The 16,584-nt window shown below is 62.8% G+C and carries 24 protein-coding genes; 12 read left to right on the top strand and 12 right to left on the bottom strand.

The genetic code is table 11. From position 1 onward, the window contains the following. The first annotated feature begins 253 nt into the window (after positions 1-253). From AC1D3C_RS22375 to AC1D3C_RS22385, 3 genes are all read left to right on the top strand, one after another. Positions 254-685, top strand: coding sequence for a Ros/MucR family transcriptional regulator (locus AC1D3C_RS22375; RefSeq protein WP_038541152.1), 432 nt, complete (start codon positions 254-256; stop codon positions 683-685). A gap of 313 nt (positions 686-998) precedes the next feature. Then, entirely contained in the window at positions 999-1,433 is a 435-nt protein-coding gene (locus tag AC1D3C_RS22380) for a helix-turn-helix domain-containing protein (protein WP_477484392.1), read from the top strand. Further along, entirely contained in the window at positions 1,426-2,256 is an 831-nt protein-coding gene (locus tag AC1D3C_RS22385; protein WP_477484393.1) for a DUF6456 domain-containing protein, read from the top strand. The genes AC1D3C_RS22380 and AC1D3C_RS22385 overlap by 8 nt, the downstream gene beginning before the upstream one ends. A gap of 62 nt (positions 2,257-2,318) precedes the next feature. On the opposite strand, the gene AC1D3C_RS22390 is transcribed toward AC1D3C_RS22385, so the two are convergent. After that, on the bottom strand, positions 2,319-2,717 hold the full coding sequence (locus tag AC1D3C_RS22390) for a winged helix-turn-helix transcriptional regulator (RefSeq protein ID WP_477484394.1): 399 nt from the start codon (positions 2,715-2,717) through the stop codon (positions 2,319-2,321). A 52-nt stretch (positions 2,718-2,769) separates the two neighbouring features. On the opposite strand from AC1D3C_RS22390, the gene AC1D3C_RS22395 reads away from it, so the two are divergent. After that, positions 2,770-3,363, top strand: a complete 594-nt coding sequence (locus tag AC1D3C_RS22395; protein ID WP_477484395.1) for an NADPH-dependent FMN reductase — start codon at positions 2,770-2,772, stop codon at positions 3,361-3,363. Between the two features lie 98 nt (positions 3,364-3,461). On the opposite strand, the gene AC1D3C_RS22400 is transcribed toward AC1D3C_RS22395, so the two are convergent. After that, positions 3,462-4,223 carry an SDR family NAD(P)-dependent oxidoreductase gene (locus tag AC1D3C_RS22400; RefSeq protein WP_038541159.1) on the bottom strand — a complete coding sequence of 254 codons (762 nt, stop codon included), beginning with the start codon at positions 4,221-4,223 and terminating at the stop codon, positions 3,462-3,464. Positions 4,224-4,377: 154 nt separating this feature from the next. Here AC1D3C_RS22400 and AC1D3C_RS22405 point away from each other — a divergent pair, with 154 nt between their 5' ends. Next, complete coding sequence (locus AC1D3C_RS22405) at positions 4,378-4,998, top strand: TetR/AcrR family transcriptional regulator (RefSeq protein ID WP_477484396.1); 621 nt, start codon at positions 4,378-4,380, stop codon at positions 4,996-4,998. Here the strand turns inward: AC1D3C_RS22405 and AC1D3C_RS22410 are convergent. After that, positions 4,982-5,404, bottom strand: a complete 423-nt coding sequence (locus AC1D3C_RS22410; RefSeq protein WP_038541161.1) for a SufE family protein — start codon at positions 5,402-5,404, stop codon at positions 4,982-4,984. The two genes, AC1D3C_RS22405 and AC1D3C_RS22410, sit on opposite strands and share 17 nt — an antisense overlap. Positions 5,405-5,621: 217 nt before the next feature. Beyond that, entirely contained in the window at positions 5,622-6,041 is a 420-nt protein-coding gene (locus tag AC1D3C_RS22415; RefSeq protein WP_038541164.1) for a DUF5330 domain-containing protein, read from the bottom strand. 94 nt (positions 6,042-6,135) lie between these two features. Here AC1D3C_RS22415 and AC1D3C_RS22420 point away from each other — a divergent pair, with 94 nt between their 5' ends. The 3 genes from AC1D3C_RS22420 to AC1D3C_RS22430 all read left to right on the top strand — a co-directional run bounded on the left by AC1D3C_RS22420 (position 6,136) and on the right by AC1D3C_RS22430 (position 8,937). After that, positions 6,136-6,360 (top strand): hypothetical protein, encoded by a 225-nt coding sequence (locus AC1D3C_RS22420; RefSeq protein ID WP_477484397.1) that lies wholly within the window; start codon positions 6,136-6,138, stop codon positions 6,358-6,360. Positions 6,361-6,506: 146 nt separating this feature from the next. Continuing rightward, entirely contained in the window at positions 6,507-8,042 is a 1,536-nt protein-coding gene (locus tag AC1D3C_RS22425; RefSeq protein ID WP_477484398.1) for a sensor histidine kinase, read from the top strand. Then, positions 8,014-8,937: a peptidoglycan-binding domain-containing protein gene (locus tag AC1D3C_RS22430; protein WP_477484399.1), complete on the top strand. Its 924-nt coding sequence runs from the start codon at positions 8,014-8,016 to the stop codon at positions 8,935-8,937. Before AC1D3C_RS22425 ends, AC1D3C_RS22430 begins: the two co-directional genes overlap by 29 nt. A gap of 77 nt (positions 8,938-9,014) precedes the next feature. On the opposite strand, the gene AC1D3C_RS22435 is transcribed toward AC1D3C_RS22430, so the two are convergent. Both AC1D3C_RS22435 and AC1D3C_RS22440 read right to left on the bottom strand, forming a co-directional pair. Continuing rightward, positions 9,015-9,503 (bottom strand): SRPBCC family protein, encoded by a 489-nt coding sequence (locus tag AC1D3C_RS22435; RefSeq protein ID WP_477484400.1) that lies wholly within the window; start codon positions 9,501-9,503, stop codon positions 9,015-9,017. Then, entirely contained in the window at positions 9,478-9,834 is a 357-nt protein-coding gene (locus tag AC1D3C_RS22440) for an ArsR/SmtB family transcription factor (protein WP_477484401.1), read from the bottom strand. Before AC1D3C_RS22440 ends, AC1D3C_RS22435 begins: the two co-directional genes overlap by 26 nt. A 147-nt stretch (positions 9,835-9,981) precedes the next feature. Here AC1D3C_RS22440 and AC1D3C_RS22445 point away from each other — a divergent pair, with 147 nt between their 5' ends. Further along, entirely contained in the window at positions 9,982-10,623 is a 642-nt protein-coding gene (locus AC1D3C_RS22445; RefSeq protein ID WP_477484402.1) for a dihydrofolate reductase family protein, read from the top strand. Between the two features lie 75 nt (positions 10,624-10,698). Here AC1D3C_RS22445 and AC1D3C_RS22450 read toward each other — a convergent pair whose 3' ends face one another. Further along, a complete protein-coding gene (locus AC1D3C_RS22450; RefSeq protein WP_477484403.1) occupies positions 10,699-11,565 on the bottom strand; it encodes a LysR substrate-binding domain-containing protein in 867 nt (288 codons plus the stop codon). A gap of 106 nt (positions 11,566-11,671) precedes the next feature. Here AC1D3C_RS22450 and AC1D3C_RS22455 point away from each other — a divergent pair, with 106 nt between their 5' ends. Next, a complete protein-coding gene (locus AC1D3C_RS22455) occupies positions 11,672-12,064 on the top strand; it encodes a tautomerase family protein (RefSeq protein WP_477484404.1) in 393 nt (130 codons plus the stop codon). A gap of 53 nt (positions 12,065-12,117) precedes the next feature. On the opposite strand, the gene AC1D3C_RS22460 is transcribed toward AC1D3C_RS22455, so the two are convergent. Both AC1D3C_RS22460 and AC1D3C_RS22465 read right to left on the bottom strand, forming a co-directional pair. Continuing rightward, on the bottom strand, positions 12,118-12,285 hold the full coding sequence (locus tag AC1D3C_RS22460; RefSeq protein ID WP_007772654.1) for a Thivi_2564 family membrane protein: 168 nt from the start codon (positions 12,283-12,285) through the stop codon (positions 12,118-12,120). Between the two features lie 126 nt (positions 12,286-12,411). Further along, positions 12,412-12,747 carry a GIY-YIG nuclease family protein gene (locus tag AC1D3C_RS22465; protein WP_477484405.1) on the bottom strand — a complete coding sequence of 112 codons (336 nt, stop codon included), beginning with the start codon at positions 12,745-12,747 and terminating at the stop codon, positions 12,412-12,414. 127 nt (positions 12,748-12,874) lie between these two features. On the opposite strand from AC1D3C_RS22465, the gene AC1D3C_RS22470 reads away from it, so the two are divergent. Then, complete coding sequence (locus tag AC1D3C_RS22470) at positions 12,875-13,216, top strand: DUF1491 family protein (protein WP_477484406.1); 342 nt, start codon at positions 12,875-12,877, stop codon at positions 13,214-13,216. Positions 13,217-13,235: 19 nt separating this feature from the next. Here AC1D3C_RS22470 and AC1D3C_RS22475 read toward each other — a convergent pair whose 3' ends face one another. Continuing rightward, positions 13,236-14,276, bottom strand: a complete 1,041-nt coding sequence (locus AC1D3C_RS22475; protein WP_477484407.1) for a DUF2336 domain-containing protein — start codon at positions 14,274-14,276, stop codon at positions 13,236-13,238. A gap of 659 nt (positions 14,277-14,935) precedes the next feature. Between AC1D3C_RS22475 and AC1D3C_RS22480 the strand changes: the two genes are divergently transcribed. Beyond that, the gene (locus tag AC1D3C_RS22480; RefSeq protein WP_157885085.1) at positions 14,936-15,112 is read left to right on the top strand and encodes a hypothetical protein; all 177 of its coding nucleotides are present in this window, start codon (positions 14,936-14,938) and stop codon (positions 15,110-15,112) included. A gap of 15 nt (positions 15,113-15,127) precedes the next feature. On the opposite strand, the gene AC1D3C_RS22485 is transcribed toward AC1D3C_RS22480, so the two are convergent. Both AC1D3C_RS22485 and AC1D3C_RS22490 read right to left on the bottom strand, forming a co-directional pair. Continuing rightward, positions 15,128-15,733, bottom strand: coding sequence for a DUF1254 domain-containing protein (locus tag AC1D3C_RS22485; RefSeq protein ID WP_247139131.1), 606 nt, complete (start codon positions 15,731-15,733; stop codon positions 15,128-15,130). A 28-nt stretch (positions 15,734-15,761) separates the two neighbouring features. Beyond that, on the bottom strand, positions 15,762-16,355 hold the full coding sequence (locus tag AC1D3C_RS22490) for a DUF1214 domain-containing protein (protein ID WP_038541207.1): 594 nt from the start codon (positions 16,353-16,355) through the stop codon (positions 15,762-15,764). Between the last annotated feature and the right edge of the window lie 229 nt (positions 16,356-16,584).

Consider the following 16,584-nt stretch of genomic DNA (forward strand, 5'->3'; position numbering starts at 1 on the left):
GTTCCCTCGTCAATTCGGTGAAGTCGACAAGTTCTTTGGATTGAGGAACGATAAACGTCGATCACGGACCTGGGCAAGCTTTAATCGAACGCAATATCCGGTGCGAACCGTTTTCTTTTCCGCATGGAGCTTAGGGGTAGGCTTCGGTCGCAAGACGGCGGTCGGGCAATGGTTTCGCTCCGAGAAGCTCTACGAACGGGCAGGTGTCGCGGAGGTCGCGGGGCCAGCCAGTCACTTAAACAGGAGACAGGAAATGACAGACATCGCATTGGGCAAAAGCCCCGATCTGCTGGTGGAGTTGACCGCAGATATTGTGGCGGCCTATGTGAGCAACCATGTGGTGCCCGTCAGCGATCTTTCGAACTTGATCGCAGACGTGCATACGGCGTTGAGCAACACCTCTTCGCCGGCACCGGTTGTAGCGGCCATTGAAAAGCCGAAGCCTCCGGTTCCGATCAAGAAATCGATCGAAGACGACTATCTCATCTGCTTGGAGGACGGGCAGAAGTTCAAGTCGCTGAAGCGGCATCTGATGACCCATTACAACATGACGCCGGAAGAATATCGCGAGAAGTGGGGCCTGCCGGCCGACTATCCGATGGTGGCGCCCGCCTATGCGGAAGCTCGTTCCAGGCTCGCCAAGGAAATGGGTCTCGGCCAGCGCCGCAAGCGCGGCAAGGTCTGAGCCGGGCCAACGCCCGGCAAAGACACCGGGAGGATTTGAGACCATCCCGATGAGGACCGATCGCGCCAGCGACCGGCGGGTGATTTCGGCATCAAACACAGATGCGGATAAAGAGCCGGGCGACCGTACGCCCGGTTTTTCCTTTTTAGCGACCTGGCCACGGGCAAGGTGTGAGGAAAAAAATCCCATTATCTTTCCATAACTTGCGGAAATCATCAACGATTTCAGCTGATAATTGCGGAGGGGCGGTTTTCAGCGTCCCCGCTTTTGCTCTAGGGTGTATGAATTAATTCCTATTTATTGAGGAGTTGTCATGCCTTTCGAGCGATATTCCGAGCCTTCCGCCCCGCCGTCCTCGGCGCGATTTTCCCCGCCAGTGCCAATGGATGCGACTGCCGGTACGCCGCGGCTTCCCGCCAGCCTGCCGCTCAGGAGCGTCTGCCGCATCGTCCGTCAGATGGTCTGCGAACTGGTCCAGCTCTTCGGCGACCGGGTGATGCTGCGCCGCGACCGGCGCCGGCTATCCTGCCATGTGCGCCAGATCGCCATGTATGTCTGCCATGTAGCGCTCCAGATTTCGATGAGCGACATCGGCGAAGCGTTCGGCCGCGACCGCACCACCGTCGGCCATGCCTGCCACGTGGTGGAAGATCGCCGCGACGACCTGGCCTTCGACGAGTTCATCTCGGCGGTCGAACGCATCGTCACCACCGTTTTCGGCCTGTCGGAGGTGGTAGCCCATGACTGATGCGATCGGAAAGCCCGTGCCCGGCAAGGCGGATATTCCAGACCTCAAACGGCATCTCCTGCGCCTGATCCGCCAGCTTGCCCGCGGCGAATGCACGATCGAGACCGGGGAGGGTGCCGAAGTCCGCCTCACCGGAGCCGAGGAGCGGCTTTATCCGCAGGCGGTAATCGCCAGAGCCCGTTCGCTCGGGCTGGTGCAGCTTTCCGAAAGCGGCCGTATCACCGCAAGTGTCGAGGCGTCCAGCTTCCTGCGCCGGGCGCTGGTGACGGGCGAGGAGGCCTTTGTCGAGCAGCACGGCGAGATCGTCGTGACCTCCGCCGAGATCGACGGCGCCCGCCAGCCGGTGCGCCGCAACCTGGCCGAATCACCACTCGGCACGATCGCCCGGATGAAGGACCGCGACGGAAAACCCTTCCTGCCAGCCGAAGCGTTGGAGGCGGGAGAACGACTGCTCGCCGATTTTACCCGGGGGCAGCTCCAGCCGCGCGTCACCGCCTCCTGGGAGCCGCGGCTCGCCACCCGCGCCAAGGGCTCCGCCGGTGGCCAGGCCGACATCGCCGACAGCGCGATATCCGCCCGCAACCGTTTTTCGAGAGCGGTGGACGCGATGGGACCGGAACTTTCCGGCGTCGCGATGGATGTCTGCTGCTTTGCCAAGGGGCTGGAGACGGTGGAACGCGAACGCCAATGGCCGGCGCGCTCGGCCAAACTCATGCTGCGCACCGCGCTGCTGGCGCTCGCCCGCCATTATGCCCCGCCGGCTCTGCCAAAACGCCGCCAGAGCCATCATTGGGGCGCGGAAGATTTCCGGCCGGCCTTGTGACGGAGAAGACTTGTGAGGCTGACGCTGCAATGCCGCTCGTGAGCGGCTCCAGAAGTACCAGCCTAACGCGCTGCCCGGTTCGCTGCATAAGCGGCGCGGGCGGCGTCGATCCTCGGGGAATTCGCATGGGTCCAATCGGCCAGTGCCTGCACTGGCTCCCAAAAATCCCGGCCGAGGTCCGTCAGGGCATACTCCACCTGCGGAGGCGTCGTCGGGGTGACTGTCCGCGTCACGAAACCATTCTCCTCAAGATCGCGAAGAGTGGAAGCCAGCATCTTCTGGCTGATCTCGCCGATCTCCCGCTTCAGTGCATTGAAGCGAAGAGGGCCGCTCCCCAGAACGCGCACGACCAGAAGCGTCCACTTGTCGCTGATCCGGGCCAGCATGCGGCTGATGGGCTCGCAGGACCTGGTATCCTCGCGGTTACCTGGTATCCGAAAAGTGCTGTCTTGATGAGGCATTCGATCCTCGGATAGATGGTTACGGACAGAAACCAACATACATGAGGATACTATGGTTCCGAAGCCCAAAATCGCGATCGTCATCGGCTCCACCCGCCCAACCCGCTTTGCCGACAGGCCTGCACAGTGGATGTTGAAGCAGGCGCAGGCGCGTGACGACATCGAGGTCGAACTGGTCGATCTGCGCGACCATCCGCTGCCGTTCTTTGACGAGATGGCCTCGAACATGTGGATGCCGAGCCAAAACCCGCAAGCTGTGCGCTGGCAGGAAACCGTCGGCCGCTTCGACGGCTACATCTTCGTGGTCGCGGAGTACAATCATTCGCTCACCGGCGTGCTCAAGAACGCCCTCGATCAGGCTTACAAGGAATGGAACCGGAAACCCTTTACCGCCATCGGTTACGGCGGCACGGGTGCGTCGCGCGCGGTGGAACACCTGCGCGGCATCGGGGTCGAGCTGCAGATGGTATCGACCCACGCCGCCGTCCATATCGGTGGCGGAGACTTCATGGCGGTCGCCCCGAGGGGCGGCAACAAGCCGATCGAGGAGATCGAGGCAAATCTGCTGCCTTCGGCCAAAACGGCGCTCGACGAACTGGTCTGGTGGGCAAAGGCCACAATGGCCGCCAAGGCAGCGGAAGCCTGACCCCTTGACGCGAGCGTCCCTGAGCTTCGTTCGAAGCTCAGGGACTTTTCGCTGGTGATCCGATCCGGATTGGATGTCGAAGCTCCCGGCTTCGTCACTCAGATTCCGAGGCCGCCGGCTACATTCACGGTCTCTCCGTTGATGTAGCCCGCATGCGGTCCGGCCAGGAAGCAGATGGTTTCGGCCACTTCCTCGAGCGTTGCGATGCGACGGATCGGATGCATGTCCAGGATGGCGTCACGGTTCGGAAGCTCGCCGGCAACGTCTGCGGCCATGTCGGTCGGCATGATTCCCGGCTGGACCACGTTGACGGTGATATTGCGCCGGCCAAGGTCGCGGGCAATGCCCTTCGCATAGCCGGCGAGCGCCCACTTGGTTCCGGTATAGTCGGCAACACCGGGGAAGGGGACGTAGGAGCCGAGGAGCGAGCCGACGAAGATGATCCGGCCGCCGTCGGTCAGCTTTTGCGCCGCCGCGCGGGTATTGGCGATCGTGCCCAGCACGTTGACCTGCCACTGGCGATTATAGTTGTCCCCGTCGAGTTCCGGATCGTCGACCATCTGACCCTGGATGGCGATGCCGGCATTGTTGACGAGGATATCGAGCCTGCCGAATTCCGCCATCACCCGGTCGATCAGGGGTTTTGCGGAAGAAAGGTCGGCCTGGTCGCTCTGGACCGCGATCGCGCGAACCCCCTTTGCCCTGAGTTTCTCCACGACGGCTTTCGCCTTGTCGGCCGAAGCCGCGTAGCTGATCGCAACGTCCGCTCCGTGATCGGCGAACGCTTCCGCCGTCGCCGCACCGAGGCCGCGTGAACCGCCGGTGATGAGGACGACCTTCCCCTTGAATATGTTGGACATGAGTATCCTTTCCCTATTCGACGAGGGCTCCATTCGATCCTGTCGAGCGGCCCAATTTAATAACGTATGTTACGATAACGATCGGTATGAAATTTGACAATGATGGTCAAGGGGCTTTAATAACGGTCATTATGAAAAAGGCCGAGCAGAGCTGATGGGACGCCATCGCGAATTCGATGTGGAGAAGGTGCTCGACGCCGCGATATGCGTCTTCTGGCGCAAGGGCTATGAGGGCGCCTCCTATGCCGACCTGACCGAGGCGGCGGGTGTCGAAAGACCGGCCCTCTATTCCGCATTCGGCAATAAGGAAGCGCTCTTCCGTAAGGCCCTGGTGCGCTACTACGAGCGGTATGTGGACTATGTTCCCGCTGCACTCCAGTTGCCCACGGCGCGTGAGGTTGCGGCGCATCTTCTCCAGGGTGCAATCGACCTCACCACCCGTTATCCCGACCATACGGGATGCCTTGGCATCCAGGGTGTCCTGGCGGGGTCGGATGAAGCGGAGCCTGTCCGTCAGGCCTTGATCGAGGCGCGCGCCGAAGCCGAGGCGCAGCTTCGCCAACGCTTCGAGCGGGCAAAGACCGAGGGCGACCTGCCGGAGACGGCGAGGCCTGATACGCTTGCGGCATTCCTGATGGCCGTTCTTCACGGCATGGCGGTGCAGGCCAAGGCCGGCTTCAGTCGCGACACGCTGGAGGCCGTTGCCGAGCAAGCGCTCTCCACGTGGCCAACGGATGCGCGTGAGGAGTCCTTGCGCCCTAAGCCGCAGCCCTGATCCTTGCCTCTTCCCGGATCCGCTTGACCATCGAGCGCAGCCCGTTGGCGCGCTGGGACGACAGGTGTTCGACAAGCCCGATACGGTCGAAAATCTCGATTGCATCTGTGGCGGCGATCTGAGAAGCGGTCTTGCCGGAATAGACGGCGAGCACGATGGCGACCAGGCCCCGCACGATATGGGCGTCCGAATCACCCTCGAAGGTCATCACCGGATCGGCGCTGCCGTCCCCGAGATGGCTGACCAGCCAGACCTGGCTCGCGCAGCCCTGCACCTTGTTCTCCGCCGTCTTCTGGTCGTCGGGAAGGTCCGGCAGCGCCTTGCCGAGTTCGATCACGTAACGATAGCGGTCTTCCCACTCGTCGAGGTATTCGAAATCTTCGATGATTTGCTCGAGGCTGGCCATAAGCGCTCCGGTTCTTCTATCCGCTCCATATAGGCACTGCAGGCTGGGATAAAAGCGAAAAAAACGCCGTGAGGGGTAATCCTCACGGCGTCAGCAAAATGCTGAATGACAGGGCAGGCAGTCCGGCGCTGGGAACCATGGCTATCAGAGCCCGGCGCAAGTTTTGAAATTCGAATTCGAAAGAGACATCCGCAACGCTGTTTGCCAGCGCGTCAACCTAACGAATGGGTCGTTTCTGCGGGACAGGCACGGTGCCGGTGAAGATGGTGTCGGCAACAGCAGCGGCTGCCGTTTCGGCCTGTCTGGCCGGGAATGGGGTTGGTTCCGGATCGGCGAGCACCGCGGTCCGGGTGCCCTTGTCGCCGAACTGCTTGTCGAGCAGCTCGAAGGCGACCTGGGCGCCTTGCCTGGCCCTCGTGCCGAGCGCCGAGAAGGTCTCGGCACCCTTTTCGCAGACCTCAGGCTTTTCGGTGCAGATGGCGCTCACATATTGATAGGCTTCGGTCGCCGCCGAAAAGGCGTTGCTGACCTGCAGGGGCGAAAGCCCGTCGGTCTCGGTCGCCGGCTTGCTGCTGAAGTAGGAAAGCACCACCAGCACCGCCGCGAACCACATACTTCCCTTGATGAGAAACCACATCGCTCTGTCCACCTGTTTTTTCCCGCTTCTGTCTTCAAGCGGGCCGCCGGATCTGTGCCGGTCTTGAACATGGTTGTACCGCCGGGAAGCGAATATGGCTTTGACGGGACCGTTCGGTTTTTCGGCAAATTTGCCTAAAATGCGAAATATCGGCATTTGCAGCGCCTTTGTCGCGAACTTGAATCGAATTTTAGCGATCGATGTTAAGCATAATTGCGGCAGCCCACCCGAACCCGTTGGCTTTCCTGGCCGCTGGCTCGCCACAAAGGTTAACGCCTTGGGAAAAATTGAAGCAAATCCGTTGCTTACGTTGCGTTAACCACAAGCTCAGAAGGCGTGTCCGTTCTGTCCCAAAGCCGGATTTTGGGTCATTGCGGGGCTTCCCGCACCCCCTGGTTTTATCCTTTCCTTAAGCCACGGAGGCCTATTGTCGGCTTCAACAACCGAGTCTGTGCAGGGTTTTGCGTGCGCGTATTGAGTAACATTGCCGGAAAGGCGGTCACGCTGGTCGATGAGACCGCCACCCGCTGGCTCACGCGCCTCGGCGAGGGCGAGACCGCGCGCGCCGGTGAAATTGCCCAGTTCCGCCGCCTCGTCTTCTCTGGCCTTGGCGCACTGCTGACCGTGCCGCCGGCGCTGTCGCTGCTGTTGCCGCCGGCGCTCGCTCTGCCCGTCGGCGTCGCGCTGGTCTTGTCGCTCTTCCTTTTGGCCGTTGCCGCCTCCTTTGCCTTTCCGCGCCATGCCGTGGCTTCTATTGCCGCGCCGCAGCCCGAAGAGGTTGCCTTCGATGCGATGCCGGGCCTGTCGCTCATTCTCGATCCGCACGGCCTGCTGGTGAAGACCGGCGGTCGCGACCAGCATCTGTTTCCGCCAAGCCTGCGTGAAGCGGCCGGCGAGCCATTTGCCGAGCGAGTCCACGTGTCCGACCGGATTGGCCTCGTCCAGGCTTTCGACATGCTGCGCCAGGGTGCGGCGAGCGCGCTTGCGGATATCCGCATCGAGCGGCCGTTTTCGGCTGCCGGCCGCCAGTTCCTGTCCGTTCGCCTCGACATGACCGCCATCCGCGACGGCGAAGGGGAACTCCTCTACGTCCTGGCGCAGGCGCGCGACATGTCGGAAGAAGAGCAGCTCCGTCTGGAAGCCGTGGCCAATGTCGCCGAGGCGCGCTCCGCCCATGAGGCGAAGTCGAGGTTCCTCGCCGCCGTCAGCCACGAACTGCGCACGCCGCTCAATGCCATTCTCGGGTTTTCCGACGTGCTCATCGGCGAATATTTCGGCCGGCTCGAAAACGACCGCCAGCGCGAATATGTTGGCCTGATCCGCCAGTCCGGCGGCCATCTGCTCTCCGTCGTCAACACCATGCTCGACATGTCGAAGATCGAGGCCGGCCGTTACGAACTGCTCGCCGAGCCCTTCGCGATTGCGGAAGCCGTGGAAACCTGCCGCGCCATGCTCGACCTGACCGCCYGCGAAAAAGGCGTGACGCTGACGAGCCGCGCGCCGCGCGGGCTTGGCGAAGTGATCGCCGACCGTCGCGCCGTACAGCAGATCCTCATCAACCTCGCCGGCAATGCGATCAAGTTCACCGGTCCCGGCGGCGTCGTGTCGATCGACGCCATGCTTGAAGGCGATGACGTCAAGATTTCCGTCAGCGATACCGGCATCGGCATCGCGGCCGAAAAGCTGCAATATATCGGCCAGCCGTTCATGCAGGTGGAAAACGCCTATACCCGCACCTACGAAGGTACCGGTCTCGGACTTTCTCTGGTAAAAGGCCTGGTGGCGCTGCACGGCGGTCGTTTCGCGATTGCCAGCCGTCCGGGCGAGGGGACCGTGGTGACGATCTCGCTGCCATCGGACGGCTCCGGCGTCGAAGCAAAACGGGATGATTCCCGGGAGGAGAAAGTCGAATTCCCGCCGCGGCTGAGGGCAGCCCGGCATGCGGCCATGATGGACGAACAGGATTTTATCGATGACCGCGCGGAAGCGAAAATCGCCTGACAGGAAAAAAACTGTCAAGCAGCCTGGCATTCTGTCGAGCTTGGCTCTGGCGGGAGCGCGGGCTGCTGCGCGCCGGCCGAAGGCCCTGTTCGGCAGCGCCGCCTTCGGCGTCGTGTTCTCCTTCGTCGCCGCCAATGCGCTCTGGTATCAGCCGGGCGGCCATCCATCCCCGTTCCTCGCGACCCGCGATTCCAAGAACCCGAATCAGATTGCCGGTTATCGTCCGGCAAGGCGCACCGCACCCGCCGATGTCACGACCTTCCGCATCGAGCGCGCCGATCCCAATGTCGTAGCGCCGGCTCCAGCCGCTGTGCCGACCGCAGCGCCGGCCCAGACGGAGGTGCCCGCGCCGACCGTTGTCGCGCCGATGCCGCGCCCGCAGCCGCCGCAGCAGGCGGCCTCTCAGCCGACCGCACCCCATGACACGCAGCCCGCGGCGCCAAAACCCGCCGAGACAGCACGGGCCACGCCGGCTGCGCCGACGAGGCCTGCGCCATCATCGGTCCAGCCGCCACGGCCCGTTTCGCCGGCCCGCCCGGTCGAGAGCGCCAATGCGCACGGCGAAGATCCGGTTGCCGCGGCAATCCGAGCCTCCGAGCGCAAGCCGACGATGACGCCGCCCGCCAATATCCCGAACGCAGCGTCGAATTCCGGCAGGCCGGTGGCCACGCCGGTCTCTCAGAAGCCGAATGCTCCCGTTCAACCCACGGACCTGGTGCTGCAGATCCAGCGCGGCCTGTCGAACATCGCTTATGCGGATGTCGGAGTCGACGGCGTTGCCGGCGCCCAGACCAAGGCCGCCATCCGCCGGTTCCAGCGCCACTACCGCCTGCCCGAGACCGGCGAGCCCGACGAAATGGTGCTGAAGAAGCTGAAGTCGATCGGCGCGCTGTAGGGCGGCCGCTATCGATCTCCCGAACGTTCGATGTTTCCAGCGGCGAGGGCGGGCGCACGCGGCACTTTGCCGACTGCTCAGCGGTCGAGCCAGGCCGCGAGGCCATCCAGCGTCTGCAGCCCGTATTCGACGGCGCCGAAGCCGATGACCACCTGACGCCGTTTGGCGCTGGGGTGGAGCTGGCGCATGGTCAGGACCGTCTTGCCATCGGTCTGCTCATCGAAGGTCACCGTGGCGCGGAAACGGTCGGGGTCGGCCGGGTCGGGCGTGCCGTAGTCCATCACGATCCGCTCGTTCGGCACGATCTCGATAAAGCGCATCAGGTTTGGGAAGCGCTGTTCCTTGCCCTCGAACACGCCCACCATGTCGAACCGCCAGACCCCGCCCTCGCGGATATCGGCTTCGTGGGTCTCGATGCTGAGACCAGCCGGGCCGTACCATTCGGCCAATGCCTTGGGGTCCATCCAGGCGGCAAAGACCTTCTCGCGGCGGTGGTTCAGCAGCTTCACCAGCACGATTTCGCGGTCGAGCGACCATGTCTCAAACAGCTTTGCCATGTCCTTCATCGTCCTCTTCGGTTTTATCCAGGTAGACTTCGAGCCGATCCAACCGCTCGGTCCAACGTCGGCGCTCCGATACCATCCAGTCCGCCGCCTCGTCGAAGCGGGCGTGCACCAGACGGCACCAGCGGCTGCGCCCACGCTTCTGGCTGACGATCAGCCCGCAATCTTCCAGCACCTTGAGATGCTGGGCGAAGGAGGGCAGCGCCATGTCGAAAGGCTTGGCCAAAGCACTGACCGGTAACTCGCCCTCGACCAGCCGCGACACCACGGCGCGGCGGGTCGGATCGCTGAGAGCATGAAAGGCGAGGTCGAGCGGAGTCGAATGATAAGGCATGTGCGTCGGTCAAATCGGCGGGTGCGCCGGCCAAGGATAAAAAGGTACTTGCCTTAGTATCAGGCTTTGGATACAAAGGCAAATGCCTTAGTGTTCGGTTCTGAATATGAGGCGGTCAAGGTGCAACCACACGCAAGGAGGTTCCCGGTGGTAGTTCGTGTCGATCTCATGATCTCGCTCGATGGTTTCGCGACAACGACGGACCAGACGCCCGAAACCCCGTTCGGCGAGGACTGGTCGCGTCTCGTCGGCGCATATGCAGCAACGCGAACATTCCGGGAGCGGGTGTTGAAGGATACCTCGGGAGCGGGAACCACAGGTGTCGATGACGCATACGCCAAGGCGTATTTCGCCGATGTGGGTGCCGAGATTATGGGTGCCGGCATGTTTGGGTTGCACAACTTTCCCGACGATCCGAACTGGCGTGGCTGGTGGGGCGACGAGCCACCGTTCCGCTGCCCGGTCTTCGTCTTGACACACAAGCCGCGGCCCTCCCTGGAGATGGCCGGCGGCACCACGTTCCACTTCCTCAATACCACGCCCCTTGATGCGCTTCGGCAGGCTGTGAGCGCCGCAAACGGCAACGATGTCAGGATAGGCGGTGGCCCTACCGTCGTTCGCGACTACCTCAAGGCTGGTCTTGTCGACCACCTCCACGTTGCTATCGCGCCGATTTTGCTCGGGCGCGGCATCCGCCTGTGGGACGATCTGCGCGGCTTCGAAACGGGCTATACGGTCAAGGCGGAAACGGCCGAGAGCGGCACCGTCCACCTTACCTTTCAACGATAGCCGTTAGCCTGTCACTTAGGACAATCGTCGACTGGCCGTCGGACAGGGAGGTGATCAGCGGCGAGGGCTCGCCGCTCAACGCATCGCCACCGCCTCCAGCACCAGCCGTTTCAGCTCTTCGGCAGGCGGTGCGAGGCGGGTTTCGGCGACGTGCAGCGCAAGCTCGATCGCGCCGAGATCGGGCAGGCCTGCTTCTTTGGCATCAAGCGCGGCAAGCTGCGGCGGCTTGCCCTCGACGATCCGGGGGGTGACACCGAGCCCGGCGGTGACCGCTGCCCAAAGGCCGGCAAGGCTCGGGCTGGCGAACGCGTGGCGCCAGGCGATGCCGTTGCGATCGAGCGCGTCGATGGCGGCCTTGCGGAAGGCGCAGGGCGGATCGAAGGCGACGATCGCAAGCGTCTCTCCGGGCATATGCCGAAATCCGTCCGGGCCGATCCAGGCGATTTCCCGCCTTGCGACGACCTCCGCCCGCGGGCTGGCGAGCGTGCCCCAGGTCAGCGCCACGTCGAGTTCGCCCTTGTCGATCGCTTGCACCATCGCGACACCCCGGTCGACCCGGGCCTCGACCCGCACCTTCGGATGGATCTTCGAAAAGCGGCCGAGCAGGTCCGGCAGCCAGGTTTCGGCGAAATCCTGCGGCACGCCGATCTTCACCCAGCCTTCGAGCTTGCCGACGCCGCGCACCGCCGCTCGCGCCTCGTCGTTGAGCTCCAGGATGCGCCTGGCATAGCTGAGCAGGATTTCACCCGCTTCGGTCAGGACAAGTCCACGCCCCTGCTTCTGCAGCAGGGTTTCTCCCACCTGTTCCTCGAGCTTCTTCAGTTGCAGGCTGATCGCCGAAGGCGAACGGCCGAGCCGGTCGGCAGCCTTGGCGAAACTGCCGAGTTCCAGGCCGAGCGCGAAACTTCTCAGAGTGTCGATGTCGAGATTGATGGGTAGCATAATCGTTGAGTTTTACCAAAGCATATGTTTGAAACTTCGTGATTTTCAAAATGATTGTGTGGGGAGAAGATAGCGGCGTCAACAGAAATCCGAAAAGGAGAATGTCATGCCCTTCGTTCACGTCATCATCGCCGGCAAAAGCATCGAGCCGGCATCAAGGCGCCTGCTGCAGCAGGAAACCACGGTGCTGATGAACACGATCATGCGCAAACGCCGCGAGGTCACAGCGGTCCTTGTAGAGGAGGTCGATCTTTCCGGTTGGACCGTCGGCGGCGAACCGCTGGAAGTGGCCGCGCATGTGGAGGCGAATGTCACGCTCGGCACCAATACGGCCGAGGAGAAGCAGCGTTTCATCGAGGCGATGGACGCGCTTTTGAAAAAGAGCCTCGGCGGGATACCGCCCGCCACCTATGTCATCGTCCGCGAGGTCGAGGCGGACGCCTGGGGTTTCGGCGGGGTGACGCAGGAATACCGGCGGACAAATGCGATGACGGCGTGATCCTCATCGCACCGGTTGGATGGCGCCCGGCATGGCCGGGCGCATCTCTGCCTTTAGAACACGGCGAGATATTTCAGCAGCGAAATGATGCCGATGATAATGATGATGATCTGCGCGATCTGTTTCGCGCGGCCATCGATCGGCAGGCGCGCGACGAGATAGAGAACCAGGACGATCACCAGGAAGGTGATCAGAATGCTGATCAATGCGGAAGTAGCCAAGCCCCAAACTCCTTTTCATGACAGTGCCGTGCGGCACCGATGTGTAAGATATGGTGCATTCGGCGAAAGGAAAGGCCGCAGCATCGCGATTTCCCGTTTCTTCTCAGGGACTTCCGCCGGATGATCTTACACCGTTTCGGCGTCCAGTTCGAAAGCCCAGTGCAGATGTCGGTCCTTCAGCGTCCGGTCGCGCAGGTAGCCGGTCAGCTCCTCGTCGATCTCTTCCAGCCGCTCGATCGCGAAATCCTCCGGCCGGTTGGCATTCCAGGCCGCCTGCAGGCTCTTGCTCACATGGCTGCCGTGCCGGAGCGTGAACCAGATGCGGTTCTGGATCTTGTCGAGGTCTCCGGAGCGGCCGACCCATCGCTGCCCCATGGGTGCAAAACGGATGGCATAGATGCCGGCCGGGGCCTTGCGTTCCTTGTAGGCGGAGATCGCCGCTTTCCTGTCGATGGTGTTCATGTCCCGTGCCTTCCTTGATGGAAGTGCAGCCAATATCATCCGGGTAATATTGTGGCAATAGTTATATCCGGGTAAAATTTGGGGAGGGCGAGTTTGCGCCCGGTCGCGAAGCGCCGTAAGAGGAACCATGCGCCTGAAATCCGAAATCGTCGTCTCCGCCATGATCCGCCGCGTCTTCGGGCTCGGCGGTTTTGCCGCTGTCGAAAAGAAGGGTGCGGAGGCAGCCGGCGCGATCTTCATCCGCCAGCACTTCCGCGACGGGCTGGAAACGCTCTACGCGCCGGCTCCGCAGAACTTCTTCGGCGAAGATGATGGCGGGCGCAAATTCGAGGTGAGGGCGCAACGCGCCGAGCCGGAAGCCGTCCGCGAGATGCTGTCGCGCGAACTGCGCTTCGATCCGGATCTCTGGCTGCTGGAACTGGAGATCGACGACGTCGCCGATCTGTTCGAGGTGGTGAAGCCGGCTTGAGCGGCCGCGCTATGACCGGTCAGCGCACCCGGTAGAGGCCGTTGAGCGGCTTGCGGACGCTGGCAGTGGTGCGGATCACCCGCGGTTCGCGGCTGTCCTCTGCGCGATTGTCGGCAAACATCGGCTGATGCTGCTGTTCCGGGTAGGTATAGCTGTCGGCGCGGCGCCAGGCCTCGACACGTTTGCCGCATTCGTCCTCGTCGAGCCCATCCCAGAGAGAGGCGCTCCGCGTCACGCCGTCCTGCTCGGCTGCCAGATGGTCGTAAAGCCGCTGGAGGATGAAGAGCGCATCGTCCTTCTCCATCGCCAGGCCTTTCAACGTTGCGGCGAGCTGCTGGCCGGAAATGTCGAGCAGTATCCGTTCCGAAAGCCAACGGCTGGCCGAAAGCGTATCGGCAAGCACAGTCGCAAACAGCCCGGTCTCGCGATTGCGGGCGAACCGCACGAGCAGCGCCTCCTGGATCGGCGACAGATTGCGCAAGCCCAGCCGGTCGGCGGCGGGCCGGTCGACATGGCCGGCAAGCGCCTTGATCCGGTTGCGCAGGAGTTCCTCGCGCGTATTGCGCTCAGCCTCGTCGACCATTTCCGGCGTCGGCCGGCGCGGCACGAGCGCGTCGAGGTTTTCAGGTGCATCGCGGCGGGTGTTGCGGTCGTAGCGCAAGCCCACCAGCGCGTCGATCACCGTCGGCGACAGCGCTTCGCGGCGCACGATGGTGCGGGCATGCGCTTCCCCTTGGGTGCGGGCGATGGCGATCAGCGCATCGTCGGAAAGGCAGGTCGAGGAGGTGAGGAACGGGGCCGCGACCGCGATCGGCTGGCTGGCGATGAAGAAGGCGACGGCCGGCGGCACGGTCTTGCATTGGGAAAGGGCCGCGACCGCATCGCGGCGGGCCTCTTCGGACGATGCGGAAAACAGGGGGGCGAAGAGCTCGGCGAACTGTCGAAGCTCCGACCGCGAAGGGTACGGAAGGCTTTCGAAGCTCGTCACCGTGGCCATCAGCACCACATCCTTCTTACGCATGGCCTGGGGCCTTTCAAGGTCTCGAAACTCATTCGTCACTGGCAAACTCGCAATCAACGCAAAACAAATCCGGAGTGCCGAACGCCGATCAGGTGTGCCGGAAAAGCCCGCCTGGCGCTCTCATCGTACCTTGCCTGGGAAACTCCCGGTGGCGCCCGCCCGCTCACGCAGCTGTGAGAGCATCTGCAGAATGGTGTCGCCTTGGTTTAACCGGATGCTAACTCTTGGAGGGTTAACGGTCTGTGAAAATGGATCGTTTTGATACGTCCGTGATTTCTTGCAGTTTCCCTGTTTCGGCCAGGAAATTGCGGCTGGGGTCGGCGCCTGCGGAGGCGGTGAACCAAACCGACGCTCCTGCGTTTTGGCTGCGGACAACAGACATCCACCGGTAGCAACTGCTATATTAGCAGTAAGGAATTGTTAACGGTGGTCTGGCTGAATCATGGGGTAACCGGCGTGTGTTTTGCCGGGTTTCAAGTACCGGATGGCCCCGCGTCCCTGGGACCTTCTCCATAACGGCCGGTTCAGGCGGAACCGGCCGTCCATGTCGAAATGTCGTTGCGCTTTCGAACAAGGCGCACAGGCGAGAAAGGCGCGGATGCCCGAACTTCTACCTCGGGATGCGTCAGGCCCTTGGAGAGGGCAGGGTGAGATCGGTCCGTCTTCATCCGTCTCGAATTCCTTAAACGGAGACGAGCATGGCAGAGATCGTAGTATTGAACAGATGGCGCAGCGAGCATCAGCGCCGGCCGCAGATCAAGATCGGCGAAAGCGACAATGCCGGACAGCTCCTGCTGTTCACCGGCGTGCGTTACGAGCGTTTCGAAGACCTGGGCGACCGCAAGGCCGAAAACCACGCGGTGCGCGCCGAATAGCCGGCAAGACAGACATCAGAACCGGCTTCGGGAGCGCCATTCGAACGGTGCGCAGGTTGCCTGGTTCAGGAATTGCGACACGATACCCGCAAAGCTCGGTTGCGGGACGAGACTTCTCAGGACGGCATATCCCGCCGTCTCTTTGGCTTCCACCAGGATCGACTGCGAGACTGCCTGCGGCAGCGCCTTGCGCAATGCGGTCGTCTGCGCTGGGGAGGCAATCACCACATCCAGCACGCCACCGGCCGATGTCCGGTCATTGATGCTGAACACCTCGTTCGACGACTGGTCGTAGACGCCGAGCGACCAGAAGGGCACGCCGCCATTGGCGGCCGTCAGCCGGACCGGCCCGTCGGAGATATCGAAGGCGCAGACCGTCGCATCGACGAACGGATCGTCCTTGGCAAGCCCGGCGCGATCCGGCTTTTCTCCCAGCCGGTAGAAGCGGAAGATCTCCCCTTCCGCCAGCACCCGCGTATAGGCGTCGCGCTCACTGAAACTCGGCAGCGCCAGCACGATGATCAGGTGCAGCAGCGCCGCGCCGATCAAGCCGGTGATCACCGCCAGCAGCGCCTTCAGCGCGAACCCCCGGGATACCGGCTCCGCAGCTCTCGAACTCACCGACCTCAAACGTCTAAATCCAAGCCTTCTAGACATTGCCGCACCCGGTCTTCTCGATACGCGGCATGGTGAGGTCGATCAGGCCGGAGCTGCCGGCCGTCGGCGTGTCGAACAGCGTCAGCGTCAGCCGGAACGCCCCAGGCGCTGCGACGGCCAGCCAGTTGCCTGGCTTGGCGGTTGCGGAAATCGCGATGTCGAAACCGCCGTCGCTGTCGCCGTCGCGCAGCACGATGCGGGAGTTGAGCGCAGTCGGCAGGTCCGATTGCGCCAAGGGCGGGGCGGCACCGGGGGCCGCGGCAAACAGCGTCCAGAAACGCGCCGGCGGCGTGCGGCCGGTGAGGCGGTAGGAGCAGTTTCCGGTCAGGCGATCGCCCTTTTCGTCGACCGAGGCAATGAAGGTGAGGCCCTCGGCGCTCGCGTAGATGAGCTTGCCGGCATTGGCCCGGTGCGACTTCGCATAAGGGTCCGCCTGCGCTGTCTGCGCCTGCGGAAAGGCTTCCCATGAGCCGAGCTTGATCGCACCGAAACCGATCGTGGCATCCAGCGCGACGAGGGTGGACCATATCCCGCCGCCGAAGGCGATGGTGAGCGCGATCGCTATGAGGAAGGGAACACGGAACACGGGTTTGCTTTGGCCCTCGGACAGCTATGTCAGAGGGTTAGCATTGATTCTATTGGGAAGGAATGGGTGGGTTGTGTCTTTCCGGTACAGGCGTCCGCCTGATCCGAATCAGTCCGGCCCGGCTCGCCTAATTACGGGCTAGGCAACCGGTCTCCATTCCGCGCCCGACCGAGATGCGCACCGTCACCTGTGCCAAAGTTATCCAGCTTGGGCGCCTTTCGTTCTATTC

Source organism: Neorhizobium sp. P1_A6, assembly GCF_056406795.1.

Bases quoted from the DNA above. Each gene is read 5' to 3' on its own strand.
- AC1D3C_RS22430 (WP_477484399.1), top strand. From the start codon at position 8,014: ATGACCGCGCGGAAGCGAAAATCGCCTGACAGGAAAAAAACTGTCAAG.
- AC1D3C_RS22480 (WP_157885085.1), top strand. From the start codon at position 14,936: ATGGCAGAGATCGTAGTATTGAACAGATGGCGCAGCGAGCATCAGCGC.
- AC1D3C_RS22435 (WP_477484400.1), bottom strand. From the start codon at position 9,503: ATGAAGGACATGGCAAAGCTGTTTGAGACATGGTCGCTCGACCGCGAA.
- AC1D3C_RS22380 (WP_477484392.1), top strand. From the start codon at position 999: ATGCCTTTCGAGCGATATTCCGAGCCTTCCGCCCCGCCGTCCTCGGCG.
- AC1D3C_RS22405 (WP_477484396.1), top strand. From the start codon at position 4,378: ATGGGACGCCATCGCGAATTCGATGTGGAGAAGGTGCTCGACGCCGCG.
- AC1D3C_RS22470 (WP_477484406.1), top strand. From the start codon at position 12,875: ATGCGCCTGAAATCCGAAATCGTCGTCTCCGCCATGATCCGCCGCGTC.
- AC1D3C_RS22385 (WP_477484393.1), top strand. From the start codon at position 1,426: ATGACTGATGCGATCGGAAAGCCCGTGCCCGGCAAGGCGGATATTCCA.
- AC1D3C_RS22420 (WP_477484397.1), top strand. From the start codon at position 6,136: ATGGCTTTGACGGGACCGTTCGGTTTTTCGGCAAATTTGCCTAAAATG.
- AC1D3C_RS22415 (WP_038541164.1), bottom strand. From the start codon at position 6,041: ATGTGGTTTCTCATCAAGGGAAGTATGTGGTTCGCGGCGGTGCTGGTG.
- AC1D3C_RS22450 (WP_477484403.1), bottom strand. From the start codon at position 11,565: ATGCTACCCATCAATCTCGACATCGACACTCTGAGAAGTTTCGCGCTC.
- AC1D3C_RS22440 (WP_477484401.1), bottom strand. From the start codon at position 9,834: ATGCCTTATCATTCGACTCCGCTCGACCTCGCCTTTCATGCTCTCAGC.
- AC1D3C_RS22400 (WP_038541159.1), bottom strand. From the start codon at position 4,223: ATGTCCAACATATTCAAGGGGAAGGTCGTCCTCATCACCGGCGGTTCA.
- AC1D3C_RS22465 (WP_477484405.1), bottom strand. From the start codon at position 12,747: ATGAACACCATCGACAGGAAAGCGGCGATCTCCGCCTACAAGGAACGC.
- AC1D3C_RS22395 (WP_477484395.1), top strand. From the start codon at position 2,770: ATGGTTCCGAAGCCCAAAATCGCGATCGTCATCGGCTCCACCCGCCCA.
- AC1D3C_RS22375 (WP_038541152.1), top strand. From the start codon at position 254: ATGACAGACATCGCATTGGGCAAAAGCCCCGATCTGCTGGTGGAGTTG.
- AC1D3C_RS22455 (WP_477484404.1), top strand. From the start codon at position 11,672: ATGCCCTTCGTTCACGTCATCATCGCCGGCAAAAGCATCGAGCCGGCA.
- AC1D3C_RS22410 (WP_038541161.1), bottom strand. From the start codon at position 5,404: ATGGCCAGCCTCGAGCAAATCATCGAAGATTTCGAATACCTCGACGAG.
- AC1D3C_RS22390 (WP_477484394.1), bottom strand. From the start codon at position 2,717: ATGCCTCATCAAGACAGCACTTTTCGGATACCAGGTAACCGCGAGGAT.